The organism is Vibrio sp. 1288, from assembly GCF_033344475.1.
Map to the genome: position 1 here is coordinate 142,992 of NZ_JAWPOX010000011.1, position 14,171 is coordinate 157,162.

At 42.8% G+C, this 14,171-nt stretch carries 13 protein-coding genes and 1 pseudogene; 8 read left to right on the top strand and 6 right to left on the bottom strand.

Annotated elements, in window-relative coordinates; all coding sequences use genetic code 11:
- Positions 1–225 precede the first annotated feature (225 nt).
- On the bottom strand, positions 226–849 hold the full coding sequence (locus tag R8O11_RS10805; RefSeq protein WP_005376429.1) for a helix-turn-helix domain-containing protein: 624 nt from the start codon (positions 847–849) through the stop codon (positions 226–228).
- A gap of 379 nt (positions 850–1,228) precedes the next feature.
- Between R8O11_RS10805 and R8O11_RS10810 the strand changes: the two genes are divergently transcribed.
- From R8O11_RS10810 to gcvP, 3 genes are all read left to right on the top strand, one after another.
- Positions 1,229–2,524 (top strand): serine hydroxymethyltransferase, encoded by a 1,296-nt coding sequence (locus tag R8O11_RS10810; RefSeq protein WP_005376430.1) that lies wholly within the window; start codon positions 1,229–1,231, stop codon positions 2,522–2,524.
- A gap of 53 nt (positions 2,525–2,577) precedes the next feature.
- Positions 2,578–2,958 (top strand): glycine cleavage system protein GcvH, encoded by a 381-nt coding sequence (gcvH, locus tag R8O11_RS10815; RefSeq protein WP_005376432.1) that lies wholly within the window; start codon positions 2,578–2,580, stop codon positions 2,956–2,958.
- Between the two features lie 126 nt (positions 2,959–3,084).
- On the top strand, positions 3,085–5,949 hold the full coding sequence (gene gcvP, locus R8O11_RS10820; RefSeq protein WP_042520777.1) for an aminomethyl-transferring glycine dehydrogenase: 2,865 nt from the start codon (positions 3,085–3,087) through the stop codon (positions 5,947–5,949).
- A 241-nt stretch (positions 5,950–6,190) separates the two neighbouring features.
- On the opposite strand, the gene R8O11_RS10825 is transcribed toward gcvP, so the two are convergent.
- The 3 genes from R8O11_RS10825 to R8O11_RS10835 all read right to left on the bottom strand — a co-directional run bounded on the left by R8O11_RS10825 (position 6,191) and on the right by R8O11_RS10835 (position 8,842).
- A complete protein-coding gene (locus tag R8O11_RS10825) occupies positions 6,191–6,592 on the bottom strand; it encodes a VOC family protein (RefSeq protein WP_005388788.1) in 402 nt (133 codons plus the stop codon).
- Between the two features lie 250 nt (positions 6,593–6,842).
- Entirely contained in the window at positions 6,843–7,670 is an 828-nt protein-coding gene (locus tag R8O11_RS10830; protein WP_225452537.1) for an MBL fold metallo-hydrolase, read from the bottom strand.
- Positions 7,671–7,936: 266 nt separating this feature from the next.
- Positions 7,937–8,842 (bottom strand): LysR family transcriptional regulator, encoded by a 906-nt coding sequence (locus R8O11_RS10835; RefSeq protein ID WP_033906526.1) that lies wholly within the window; start codon positions 8,840–8,842, stop codon positions 7,937–7,939.
- A 93-nt stretch (positions 8,843–8,935) separates the two neighbouring features.
- Here R8O11_RS10835 and R8O11_RS10840 point away from each other — a divergent pair, with 93 nt between their 5' ends.
- From R8O11_RS10840 to R8O11_RS10850, 3 genes are all read left to right on the top strand, one after another.
- Positions 8,936–9,847, top strand: a complete 912-nt coding sequence (locus R8O11_RS10840; RefSeq protein WP_047104114.1) for a DMT family transporter — start codon at positions 8,936–8,938, stop codon at positions 9,845–9,847.
- Between the two features lie 196 nt (positions 9,848–10,043).
- Positions 10,044–10,505 carry a carboxymuconolactone decarboxylase family protein gene (locus tag R8O11_RS10845; protein ID WP_047104117.1) on the top strand — a complete coding sequence of 154 codons (462 nt, stop codon included), beginning with the start codon at positions 10,044–10,046 and terminating at the stop codon, positions 10,503–10,505.
- 104 nt (positions 10,506–10,609) lie between these two features.
- On the top strand, positions 10,610–11,350 hold the full coding sequence (locus R8O11_RS10850) for a helix-turn-helix domain-containing protein (protein ID WP_196363361.1): 741 nt from the start codon (positions 10,610–10,612) through the stop codon (positions 11,348–11,350).
- Between the two features lie 119 nt (positions 11,351–11,469).
- Here the strand turns inward: R8O11_RS10850 and R8O11_RS10855 are convergent.
- Positions 11,470–11,622, bottom strand: a pseudogene (locus tag R8O11_RS10855) (YcxB family protein); the annotation flags it as partial.
- Between the two features lie 234 nt (positions 11,623–11,856).
- The gene (locus R8O11_RS31805) at positions 11,857–12,054 is read right to left on the bottom strand and encodes a transposase (protein WP_033906523.1); all 198 of its coding nucleotides are present in this window, start codon (positions 12,052–12,054) and stop codon (positions 11,857–11,859) included.
- Between the two features lie 352 nt (positions 12,055–12,406).
- On the opposite strand from R8O11_RS31805, the gene R8O11_RS10860 reads away from it, so the two are divergent.
- Both R8O11_RS10860 and R8O11_RS10865 read left to right on the top strand, forming a co-directional pair.
- On the top strand, positions 12,407–12,955 hold the full coding sequence (locus tag R8O11_RS10860) for a DUF6795 domain-containing protein (protein WP_033906564.1): 549 nt from the start codon (positions 12,407–12,409) through the stop codon (positions 12,953–12,955).
- Entirely contained in the window at positions 12,955–14,112 is a 1,158-nt protein-coding gene (locus tag R8O11_RS10865) for a lipase family protein (RefSeq protein ID WP_318194136.1), read from the top strand. Before R8O11_RS10860 ends, R8O11_RS10865 begins: the two co-directional genes overlap by 1 nt.
- Positions 14,113–14,171 lie beyond the last annotated feature (59 nt).

Sequence of the window (14,171 nt, forward strand, 5' to 3'; positions counted from 1 at the left end):
CGGCATTCGATGTGTTTCCAATAATAAACATGGCTCATTCTATTTTGCACGAACAAGACGTAGATCGACTTGCAAAAGTGTGACTCTTAACATTTTAATCACAACAAATCGTACAAAAATAGCGCTTTAATGAGCAAGTTCTCATCAAAAAAGCGCCTTTTCATCATAACGACCACCAACAGCAATCGTTTGCTTTCACTATAGGAAATTTACAAGTATTTATCACTATTTGGCTGTCACCCACAAAATGAGCGCATCTTCCTCGCTAACACTGGTCAACATATGTCCCATATTTGCATCGTAATAAACGCTGTCTCCCTCGCTTAAAACAACAGGTTCGTAAAACTCAGAATAGAACATGACCTCACCAGATAAGATAAGCAGAAATTCTTCGCCATCATGACGAACCCAGTCTTTATATTCATCAAAACTACGAGCTCGAATTTGGCTCTTAAACGGCATCATTTTCTTATTGGAAAGTTGTGTCGCGAGCAGTTCATGTTCATAAGTTTGTGTTGGGTGTGGTTTACCTTCATTCTTCTTGGTAACATCCCTACGCCCTGTCGCTACCTTTTTTCTAGGTGGCTCAAATAGTTGTGGCATGTCAATTTGTAAGCCAAGTGCCAATTTTTGCATCGCTTGAAACGTCGGGGAGATCTGCTCATTTTCTATTTTGCTCAGTGTAGATCGAGCAAGCCCGGTTCGCTGACTGGCCTCTTCTAATGTGATACCGAGTTTCGAGCGGATATCCTTAATACGCTGGCCCAGTTTTAACGGCTCGATATTTTGGTCATGTTGCTCTTTTGCCAACGTCATCGATGGGTATTCATCGTAAATACTTTCTGCCATAAATCCCTCTATAGATATCCATATTTTTTGTCTTACTCGCATTGTGCATGAAGCACATAGTGGATAGAAGTCCACCAAGTGAATTAAACCGTGCTCTTGTTAACAAATTTTGAAATCTTGTTTCCTATAGGAAATTTTTGGTTGATTGTTCCCGTCACAGGCGCTATGTTACCAACTTGTTAGATGTAGAGATGCATATTTCCGTAAGAGATTGGTAAAGGAAACACGCAATCCAACGGAGTTTTTGCCCAAATTTAGGGCCGGATGTTCACTCTGTTCTGCTACGCAGTTCAGCTGTTTTTGAGGACAAATGAACCACAACCGCAAATCATAACTCATCTATTGCGGGTTCATTTTCAGATTTGGAAGGTCAACTACCATGAATAAGAGTTACCCTAACCACAGCTTGGAAAACTTTTTCTCTACCAACCTCTCTGCGACAGATGATGCTGTCTTTGCTGGAATTCAAGCGGAATCCGCTCGCCAAAACGAACAAATCGAACTTATCGCTTCTGAGAACATTGTTTCTAAAGCGGTAATGCAAGCTCAAGGCACATGCCTAACAAACAAATACGCTGAAGGCTACCCAGGTCGTCGTTACTATGGTGGTTGTGAGCACGTAGATACAGTGGAAGCCATTGCTATCGAACGCGCAAAAAAACTTTTCAATTGTGAATACGCAAACGTTCAACCACACTCAGGCGCACAAGCAAACGGCGCAGTAAAACTAGCACTGCTTCAACCTGGTGACACCATTCTTGGTATGTCTTTAGACGCAGGTGGTCACCTGACGCACGGTGCACGCCCTGCACTTTCTGGTAAATGGTTTAATGCAGTTCAATACGGTGTTGATCGCGAAACACTGGAAATCAACTACGAAGATGTTCGTGAGCTAGCACTTGAGCACCAACCTAAAATGATCATCGCAGGTGGTAGCGCTATTCCACGTACTATCGACTTTGCAAAATTCCGTGAAATCGCAGACGAAGTAAATGCAATTCTTATGGTCGACATGGCACACATCGCCGGTCTTATCGCAACAGGCGCGCACCCTAGCCCACTGCCACACGCACACGTTGTTACGACTACAACACACAAAACATTGCGTGGCCCTCGCGGCGGTATGATTCTTACTAACCACGAAGACATCATTAAGAAAATCAACTCAGCCGTATTCCCTGGCCTACAAGGTGGCCCACTGATGCACGTTATCGCAGCCAAAGCGGTCGCATTTGGTGAAGCGCTTGGCCCTGAATTTAAAACTTATATTGATTCGGTGATCAATAACGCAAAAGTCCTAGCGGAAGTATTGCAAACTCGCGGTTGCGACATCGTAACTGGTGGCACAGACACGCACCTAATGCTGGTTGACCTTCGTCCGAAAGGGTTGAAAGGCAATAAAGCAGAAGAAGCTCTAGAGCGTGCTGGGATCACATGTAACAAAAATGGCATCCCATTCGATACAGAGAAGCCTATGATTACATCGGGCATCCGTTTAGGAACGCCTGCGGGTACAAGCCGCGGCTTTGGCGCTGAAGAATTCAAACTCATCGGTAATTGGATTGGTGACGTACTGGACGGTTTAGTGAACAACCCTGAAGGTGACGCAGAAGTTGAAAAACGCGTTCGCAAAGAAGTAAAAGAACTTTGCAGTCGCTTTCCTCTATACCAGTAAACGATTTTTTTAAAATCATAATAATTCCTGACAAGTTATTCGGAGATTAAGCAATGGACAAAACACTGAAGTTTGCAGATAGCCACGAGTGGGTACGTGACAACGGTGACGGCACAGTAACAATTGGTATTTCTGAGCATGCACAAGAAATGCTAGGTGACGTGGTATTCGTTGACCTACCAGACGTAGAAGACGAAGTTGAAGCAGGTGAAAGCTTCTCTCTCGTTGAATCTGTAAAAGCAGCGTCAGACATCTACGCACCAATCACTGGTGAAATCGTAGAAATCAATGAAGAACTAGAAGACAGCCCAGAGCTAATTAACGAAGAGCCGTACGAAGGTGGCTGGATCGTAAAAGTGAAGATGTCTGATGTATCTGAACTAGATAACCTGAAAGACGCAGACGAATACCTAAACTCTATCGAAGAAGAGTAATTAGGATGTGACGAAAGCTGTTCCCTAGCCTGTTTAGAGAACAGCTTTTTTTCTAGGTTCGGACGTATAATTTAATTTATCAGTAACGCAAATCCGTTACCCGAACCAAGGAGTAGGTAAAGGACAATGACTGAATTACTTCAAAGCCTCAGCACACAAAACGAGTTCGTTGCTCGCCACAATGGACCAAACAAATCTGACCAACAGAAAATGTTGGAAGCGATCAACGCAGTTAGCCTAGATTCGCTTATCGACGAAACCGTACCAGCACAAATTCGCCTAGAGCAACCAATGAGCTTGGCAGAAGCGAAAAGCGAAGCAGACATGCTGGCAGCAATGCGTAAGTTCGCCGATCAGAACCAAGTTAAACGTACATTCATTGGTCAGGGTTACTACAACACCTTCACGCCGAACGTGATTCTACGCAACGTGATGGAAAACCCGGGCTGGTACACTGCTTACACCCCTTACCAACCAGAAATCTCACAAGGTCGTTTAGAAGCACTTCTAAACTACCAACAAATGGTGATGGATCTTACTGGTATGGAAATCGCGAACGCGTCATTGCTCGATGAAGCAACGGCAGCAGCAGAAGCGATGACACTTTGTAAGCGTGCGGGTAAAAGCAAGAGCAACGTATTCTTCGTTGCTGACGACGTTCACCCACAAACCATCGAAGTGGTAAAAACTCGTGCGAAATTCATCGGCTTTGAAGTCTTGGTTGGTTCTTTAGAATCACTACCAGAGCAAGACGTGTTCGGCGCACTAGTTCAATACCCAAGTACAACAGGTGAAGTTCGTGACCTAACGGACATCATCGCTAAAGCGCAAGCAAACAAAACACTAGTGACTGTAGCAACGGACCTTCTTGCTTCTACCCTACTTAAACCTGCTGGTGAAATGGGCGCAGACGTAGCAATCGGTTCAGCACAACGTTTTGGCGTGCCGATGGGTTACGGCGGTCCACACGCTGCCTTCATGGCAACACGTGACAAGCACAAGCGTACTATGCCAGGTCGTGTTATCGGTGTTTCTATCGATACTAACGGCAACCAAGCACTGCGCATGGCAATGCAAACGCGTGAACAGCACATCCGTCGTGAAAAAGCGACATCAAACATCTGTACTGCTCAAGCACTGCTAGCGAACATGGCGTCTTTCTACGCGGTTTACCACGGCGCAGAAGGTCTACGCACGATTGCTCGTCGTACGCACCACATGACAGCCATCCTAGCCGCTGGCCTAACTAAAGGCGGCTTCGAGCTTGCTCACAACAGCTTCTTCGACACCATCACTATCAACACAGGTGCACAAACTGAAGACCTATACGCGAAAGCACTAGCCGCAGACATCAACCTACGTAAGTTGGGTACTCAGCTAGGTGTGAGCTTCGACGAAACCACAACCGTGGCAGATGTAGAAGCCCTATTCGCTGTATTCGGTGTGAAAGAAGAAGTCGCAGCACTATCAACTGAAATCGCAGGCAACGAGTTTGCAGCCATTCCAGAAGCATTGCGCCGCACAACAGAATATCTAACACACCCTGTGTTTAACACGCACCACAGCGAAACACAGATGATGCGTTACCTAAAACAGCTAGAGAACAAAGACTTCTCACTCACGCACGGCATGATCCCACTGGGCAGCTGTACGATGAAGCTGAACGCAGCAGCAGAGATGATCCCAGTTACTTGGCCTGAGTTTGGTTCGATCCACCCGTTCGCACCAGCAGAACAAGCAGCTGGTTACGCAGCACTCGCAAAAGACCTTAAAGAAAAGCTATGTGAAATCACTGGCTATGACGCATTCTCACTACAACCAAACTCTGGTGCATCGGGTGAGTACGCAGGCCTTATCGCGATTCAACGCTACCACGAAAGCCGTGGCGAAGGTCACCGCAACGTATGTTTGATCCCAAGCTCTGCGCACGGTACTAACCCTGCGACAGCATCTATGGTGTCAATGAAAGTGGTTGTGGTTAAGTGTGATGAAGAAGGCAACATCGACATCGACGACCTAGCAGCGAAAATCGAGAAACACAAAGACAACCTATCAAGCATTATGATCACTTACCCTTCTACGCACGGCGTTTACGAAGAGAAAGTGAAAGAAGTGTGTGAAATGGTTCATGCCGCTGGCGGTCAGGTTTACCTAGACGGCGCTAACATGAACGCGCAGGTTGGTCTAACATCACCAGGCTTCATCGGTTCAGACGTTTCTCACCTAAACCTACACAAAACCTTCTGCATCCCGCACGGTGGTGGCGGTCCGGGTATGGGTCCTATCGGTGTGAAATCTCACCTAGCTCCTTTCTTACCAGGGCATATTGAAGACGGTGTAGAAGGCGCAGATTTCGCAGTATCAGCAGCAGATATGGGTAGCGCTTCTATCCTACCTATCTCTTGGGCTTACATCGCAATGATGGGCGAACCTGGCCTAACAGATGCAACAAAAGTAGCAATTCTGAACGCAAACTACGTGATGGAAACACTTCGCCAACACTACCCTGTTCTTTACCGTGGCAAAAATGGCCGCGTAGCGCACGAATGTATTATCGACATTCGTCCGCTGAAAGAAGAAACAGGTATCAGCGAAGAAGACATCGCGAAGCGTCTAATGGACTACGGTTTCCACGCGCCAACTATGTCGTTCCCTGTAGCGGGCACGCTAATGGTTGAGCCAACGGAATCGGAAGATCTAGAAGAGCTGGACCGCTTCTGTGATGCGATGATCGCTATCCGCGAAGAAATGGAGAAAGTGAAAAACGGTGAATGGCCACTGGATAACAACCCACTTGTTAACGCGCCACACACACAAGTTGATCTTTCAGCTGAAGATTGGGACCGCCCTTACTCTCGCGAGATTGGCTGCTTCCCGTCTAAAGCGACCAAATCTTGGAAGTACTGGCCAACGGTAAACCGCGTAGATAACGTATACGGCGACCGTAACCTAATCTGTTCATGCCCAAGCATCGATAACTACGAAGATTAATTTTTGTAGTCTCTAAATCGACAAAGGCGAACCGTTTGGTTCGCCTTTTTGTTTTTGGTGTGCCGCCCTAACACTTGTTGATACATCGAGAAGGAATGATGGCTAGTTATTGTTTGCACAAAAGTGATTTAGAAATACAGTAACTTCTGAGAACCTTTGAATTAGCACTAATATCTCAGAGCCTTAAAGGCTTGTTGGAAACTCCTCATGAACACTATGCTATGCAGGTGCTATGTAGTTTCTAGTTCAGTTGCAGTAAGTCCCATTTATTACCATAGAGATCTTGGAACACCACCACTGTCCCGTATTCTTCTACACGAGGCTCTTCATTAAATACAACACCATTTTTCTTCATCAACTCGTAGTCACGCCAAAAATCATTAGTTTGCAGAAACAGGAAAACACGACCACCTGTTTGATTTCCTACTGCATGCGTTTGCTCCGGTGTACTCGCTTGAGCTAAAAGTAGGTTTGTACCATTGGAGTTTGGAGGAGAAACTTGAACCCAGCGTTTACCACCACCTAGGTTGGTATCTTCAACCAGAGTGAATTGAAGTTTTTGAGTATAGAATTCGATAGCATCGTCGTAATTTTCAACGACTAGAGCAATGTTTCCGATTTGCTGCTGAACAGTTTTGGCCATGATGATTTCCGCTGTGTCAAAACGCTAATTGTACTCTATTTTGAGACTTTTCTAGAAAGCACATAACGCCTTGCAAATGTGTAAGGCACACAATACGAATGCTTACGCACGGCGCCTTTGCCACTAGAACCTACAAACAATATAGCTGCCACCAGTGTCGAATCTTGATTGAGCAACTTATTAAAGCCTTAGCTATAACTCAAGAGCAAATCTCTAACCTAATAAAGAAGGCTGCTCGTATACCACGGTATTATAGTTCTTCTAGTTTTCCCTTAGCTAAATCTTCTTGTTGCTTAAGGAACATGAAGAAGTTTGCCTCACTGATAAACGGGTTACCGCTTGTGCCGAGCTTCTTCCTATTTTCAAAAAGGAAATTTTTATGTGGATGGTTCGAAAGGTTAACGTTCACAATAGGTGCCTGTAGTGAAATTTTTCTAATTTTCTCCATGCTAGTCAGGAACTGGCCAATAACTTCTGGATCATTGCTACTTACGCTATGCCCACCAACGATAAAAGCACGATATTGTTCGCCATTATCTTCAACAGTGAAGTCTAAGGAATAATCACCTTCCGTGTGGCCAGGTGTGAGATAGAACTTAAACTCATGTCCACCAATAGCCATAGAGCTATCGCTTTTTATCTCTATGTCTAAATTTGGAGGAAGGAACTTGTTCTCACCTTCGCTTTTGTTTGATTGCTGTATAGATAGTTCATGAGCGCTTTTGGTCATCACGACTTTGGAACCATACTTCTCTTGAAGTAACTGGGCGCCTCCAACGTGGTCAGAATGCCCATGAGTTACCAATATGTGCGTTATTGGCTTATCTTTTAGCCCTAGCTTCTCTAGGTTGATAGGTATCCACTCAGAGTAAGGGAAGTCAAGCGTATCAATGATAACAAGTCCGTCGTCTGTAGCAATGGCATATGATGAGACCCACTTGTCTCCTACATAATAGACATTATCAAACATCTGAAATGGTTCTACATAACCGTTCTTATCATTCATTGCTGGAACATATTGACTTAAGGAAGCAAAAGACGAAGCACTGAAAAGTAAACCTACAATAATTTTTTTCACGAAATCACACACAAATATATCCTTAATAATTTCTTATAGAACCTCGCGGATGAGAAAGCTCTAAACGATTTTCAGACGCAAATACAACTGCAAATACTTTCTACTTAGCTTTAGTTTTAGCTGACCGAATCACTTGTAAACTCGAATCCCATTAACTGCCTATGTATTCATGATTCTTTTAGAGGTTAAATAAATGAACTCAATTGAAGCAGAGTCATGAAGCTTCAATTGAGGTTACCGGCACAGCACAATGTGATAAACCTCTTTCAAGCAAACATTTGAATGCGATTTTTCCAATTTAAGACATGTTCAATAAATGCATCAACTCTTGCAGGCCTTTTATCGCGGTCTCGATACATAATGAATACTTCTTTACCCGAGCATTGCCATTCTGGCAACAAAGGCAGCAGGTTATGTTGATCATGATTTAGCTCATGAAAGTAATAGGTTGGAATCCACGCAATTCCTAAACCATGGATGACGGCGTCTCTAACTAGCAGTACATCATTTGAAGTGAATTGAAACTTTAGCGGATGATCAAATGTTTCATTGGTGATTTGATTAACTAATTTCCATTGGCTGTCGTTGTTTACCGTAATTAGGCGATGATGAACAAGTTGTTCTGGATGGGTAATCGGTTGGTGTTGTTCTAAATAGCTTCGTGATGCACAAAGCGCAAATGGAATCGACCATAATTTCTGAGCAATCCAGTCTTGTTCAATAAGATCACCAAGACGAAAACTAACATCGACACGGTTAGATACAAGATTGATTTTTTCATTCTGTACATCTAAATCGATACATATCTTCGGATGTTGCTCTGCAAATTCATAAACGCACCGCTTTAACCACATCTGTGTCATGTTAATTGGCGCTGATATTTTGATCGTTCCGCTTAAAGACTGACGCTCAGTCGCAATTCTCGATGTCACATTATTTAAGCTAAGAAGTAACGGCTCACAGAGTTGATAATATTTTTCGCCATCAGTTGTTAACGCAAAGTGGTGTGCACTGCGGTTAAATAGTCTGCAATTTAAGTTTATTTCCAGCCTTTTTAACTTCCGGCTTAGCGTGGCTAACGGGACATTAAGACGCTCAGATGCTTGTGTTAGGCTTTGATAGCGAGCAACAGAAACGAATAACAAAAGGTCATCCAAAGAGTGACGTTCCATATTTGGGATTAACCCTCTTAAATTTGGCTATTAAAAATCAAATATGAAATATATAGCATTATCGCGTCAAGTTAATTTTTATCAGGAAGATCTATGTCTAAGCATTTATCAATTTGGTGCGGTGTTGTTGTCGCTATCTTTTTTTGGTCTAGTAACTTTAACGTAATAAAGGCTATTAATAGCGATGTCTCTCCTTTGGATTCAGCGACGTTACGATTTTCCGTTGCAGCTTTAATACTCTTACTGATAAGAGGAACTAAACGCTCTCCATATGGAGCCAAACTCACACGAAAAAGTATGTTGTCGTTGTTTGTTATAGCAACCGTGGGTGTAACTATCCAAAACTTCTCTATTTTCTCTGCAATGAGCTTTACTACCCCAGTTAACGCAGCGGTTGTTCAGGCAAATCTACCACTTGTCACTATCTTGTTGTCGGGCTTTATTCTCAAAACTTCCATTTCGGTTAAAACTATTTTAGGTGCACTAATCAGTTTTTGTGGAGTGGTAATCGTCATTACAGGGGGAAATATTCATTCTATTAGCAGCAATAGTAATATTGGTGATCTATACATGTTATTTGCTTTAATTAGTGGGTGTTTATACACAATTCTAGCGAAGCGTTTAACATCTCATATCCCAGTAACTCAGCAGTTACGTTGGGTGTTAAGTATTGGTGCCATTCAAATGGTCGCTATAGCGATGTACCACGGCGACTTTAGCCGTAGCTTAAATGCCATAACATTTAAAGACCTATCACTAATAGCGTACATGAGCCTGTTTGGCACTTTGATCGCTTATTACTTTTGGATGAAAGGTGCTATCGTTCTTGGTCCAGATAAAATGTCTCCATTATTTAATATTATGCCGGTATTCACTCTACTGATTTCGTTCATTTCTGGTGAGCAGGCTCAATGGGAAAATGTTTTAGGCGTCTTTATCGTTGCGGCTGGCGTGTATATAGGTAACTCAGCACCTTTTGCTCGTTTACGGAAGGTGGTGGAGTAAAAATAGACGCCAACCTTAAGTCGCATTATTTAGAGCAATACTTTGTTAATTGGCATAAGTTTTCTTGGTTTCCAATAGGTACACTTTTCGCTTTCGTCGTTCACTCTTTTATCTAACTTTATTGAGTGCATGTCGAAAATCTTCAATCTTTTGCTAAGAGCGTTTTTTACTATGTAAAAAACAGAGGAGAATGACCATGAAAAAACGACTCAACTATATTGAAGTAGCGCCAAAAGCAATAGAAATCCTATACGCTCAGGAAGCTTACTTCCATGAACAATTTAGCCAATCAGAAACTATGAACATGATCATATGGGAACTGGTTAAGTTACGCATATCGCAAATCAATCAATGTGCATTTTGTATCGACATGCATAGTAAAGATGCGCTTAAGTTAGGTGAAAAGCCGGAACGCATATGGGGGCTTAGTGCATGGAAAGATATGCCATTCTACAGCGATGCAGAACACGTTGCACTAGGTTGGGCTGAATTACTAACTGCTGGCCTACCAGTAGATGATGATAGCTATCAGCTGACCTTGAATACCTTTGGAGAAGAAGCTATGGTCAACCTAACAATTGCGATCAACGCGATCAATAGTTGGAACCGAATAGTTAAGGCATTTAAGCCAAAGGTTGGAGTCTATAAACCTCGATAATTCTATTTGACGGTTCTTACTTGTAAGCCACTGCTTATACCTCAACTTAATAGGATGAAAAGTACATGTGTATCACTTTCTCATTTAAGTTGAGGTTAAATAGGATGATTCATTTGAACTTAGAATTTGATATTTTAAAACCTCAAAAGGCTTTAGCTGGCTATGTTCAAGCCATTTGGTCAGCATCCGTCAAACCTGATACGACGCAAACCGTACGTAAACAATTACTCAGTGATGCTGGTACAGGTGTGGTATTCATTTTACAGAATGAAGTACAAATAGATGGTGAGTGGCAGACGCCGGGGGTTGTCCTACTGCCTATAAGCATTCTGGCACATCAGGTCTGCCTACCGCCAGGCGCGGTGATGACTGGCGTACGCTTTCATCCTGCTGTTGGTTATCAACTATTTGGTAAACGTCTAGAACAGCTATTGCGGATTCAAGACGACCACCCTTTGGCTTCTTCTGCACTAGCAACATTTGAGTCTCTGCAAACAGCTCGTTCGCCATATGCAAGGATTTCTACGTTATATCGCTGGGTTCAAACACTGATTGAGGAATATGAACCGCAGTATGTCGGCCACATTATTGAACAACCTACAGGGACCATCAGTCAGCGCCAGAGAGAGCGCAATTTTCAGAAATGGTTGGGGATTACTCCTAAACATTACCAACGCATTAAACGAGTGAAGCACACTTTAGAGCAACTCCGAGCGCAACCCGATCTTACTTTATCGGAATTGGCGCTGGAGCAAGGCTTTTCCGATCAAGCACACATGACTAGAGAGTGTAAGCAGATTGCGCGCATGACACCGAAGCAGTATGTCCGAAAGAGAAACCTCTAAGCCTTATTAGCTTTCTACATCAAACCCAATTGATTCAGAATCGACGATATACTTGCTACAATGTTCGATCATATATCACCTACTTTTTAGAACGCTCATTCCAGCTTGATATGAGCTGGTTAGCTCGCTTTTGATGCCGCGTGCTGCTCTACCATAAACGCGATCACTTCTTCGTTTAAGCAAGATTTGCTGATGTATTGGCGTTGTTTACCAAGGTGAAGGATAAAGCCCAAATCAGTTTGTTCGAATTGGTCGATATCATTGATAGCTAGGTAGAGTTGGTAATCATGCTGTTCAACACGGCCACAGTATTCAGTGCCTCGGTCAGTCAAATTCTCGGTATTAGCATAGGTCGAGCTCCAACGTTGAAGTATTCTCTCTGGGTGCTTTTCTAAGGTTGTTAGGACTTTTCTTACTGGCTCTAGTCAACTAAAGCTTGTACTTGCCTATCTGTCATCGGACTCTCAGCATCCTTTAACACCGCCCAACGAAGAGCTTTTTGCATGTCATTGTTTTTCGAGCGTCATCAACAGCCAGTGTAATAACTGCACAATATGGAACCAGTCGAGAGTAACATTCGCTTTCGGAAGCTCATCTTTGACACCACTCCAACCTGCCCAGGCACATCGATGAGCTTTATAGTGAACTCGAGGTATTTTCGCTGTGATATAGCAATGGTGCTGAAAAAGTTGAGATGGCGCCATGTTTTATCGGTTATAAAAAAACAACCATTTTCGCGGTAGCTATTGTTAACTGGTCTTCATGATAAGAATTCAGAATGAGACAATGAGTATGCAAGCTTACGAAATGGACGTGGATAGGTACTTTAACGAATAGCTCGGTATTTTTTTGCCAGAGGGAGTCTACTTATGTTTACCCCATGAAAGTAATAGACATGTCATTTACATTATTTTTTAAAGTATGCCTAGATATAAGCTTTGACATGACTTATTTTTGAGAATTGGGGCGGTCCTAGGCTAGCACTTGAGAGCATTAGGACATAGTATCGTCTCACGCGTGGATATGGGTTGACCTATGTACAATATTGGTAAACAAATGACTAAAATACTGGTTTCCCTTATGAGTGCCACAATATTATTGCTCTCAACAGGTTGTAACGCAGATATGTTTAATTTCTTCAAATTAAAAAAGTTTCAATACATACTTAGCTCAGAGATCACTGGTCGCTTATACTTAGACGGGAAAGCGTTTACTAGCGAGGTAGTTTATCTACACACGGCTTTTTCTAAAAACCGTTATATCACCGAGACAATTACGTCAGAAAATGGTTATTTTCATTTCCAACCTACATATCACTATCAGACGTTTAAAGAACCTGCCCTTCATGAATCCTCTAGCTACATTGGTATTTACATTTTTGTAGATGGCAAAAAATACTACTTACTAGAGGCTCGCTTTTCTGACGTGAAACCCTATGAATTTATTTCAGATAATCTTCTTGATTTAAGTTGTGAGATTAATTCGGACGAATATCGTTACTTTTTTAAAAATAAATTTGTTGAGAATGGCCTCGATCTTGAAATTATTAGTAGGTGTGATTTGAAAGGATTTTCTGAAAAAATATTACTAAATAAGGACACGTAATGGCAAAGTTAACACCAAAAATGGCTTCAGAAATAGCGGATATTCCTTACAAAGCTTATGAAAATAATGGCCGTTTTATCATGCCGGGCAAAAACAGTTTTTCAAATCACTTTTCTTTTTCTGAAGATGATGTATTTGATGGTTTTACAGGCGGTGTAGCGGGTTTATCCAATGTACCGGTATTGCGTAAAGTTATCCCTGGCTTGATGAGAACTTCAGAGGCGTTTGCAGTGGTTGGCACTGGTAAAGGTTCTACATTTGAGAATGAAATTGTCATTTCAATTCGAGGAACACAAAATGCTAATGACTGGATCACAAATGCGAATATAGGGGTGAAAGGATCACCAAACGGTTCGCCCGCTCATGCTGGTTTCAACAATTGTTTTCAAAGTCTTAGCCCCAAGTTGAAGCAGTATATTATGCAGATGAATCCTAAACCAAAACGTATACATTGCGTTGGGCACAGCTTAGGTGGAGCACTCGCATCACTTTGCGCTGATTGGGTGCGTAATGAGATGAAGGTCAGAACCACCTTATACACCTTTGGCGCTCCTAGAGTTGGTCTGGAAGCATACGCACGCTCATCGGAAAAGCTAAACGATGGTGTTTATCGATGTACGCATGGTGCTGATCCTGTACCCAAAATACCGCTTTGGCCATTTATTCATGCTCCAATCTCAACAGGCGAGTACCGCTTGGACTCTGGCACTGGGTTAAGCATATCAGCCCATTTGATGGCAAGAAACAAAAATCCGGGTTACTTAAACACTGCTTCCTCGGATTCTTGGGGAGCGTTGAAGAGGAAATCGAATGACCACTTATTTACCCCTATCCGTCTAAAGTATGAGCAACGAAATCAAGCTTCTTTTTCGGAGTATTGGGCCGATAGAATACAGGGCGCACTTATCACCTATTTGAAAGATGTGGCTCTTTTGTCAACGGTAACGATTCAAGCAGGCGTGATTGCTGGCTTGACCTTTTATGATTGGCTTTCAAGAAAGCTAGAAGCCGTTGCTAAATCATCTAAGCGCAATGAAGAGCAACTAAAAGGCTTATTAGGCCATATGCTTGTTTTTGCCGGTCACTATGGGACCATCGTTGAGGATCTATCCGCCCGATTCATTAGATGGGTTTTCGAAAGGCTATGTTCCCTTTAATTGTTGCTGAAGACTTAACATCCTGTTTTCATTAAGTTCTTCAGTAACTTCCATGTAAC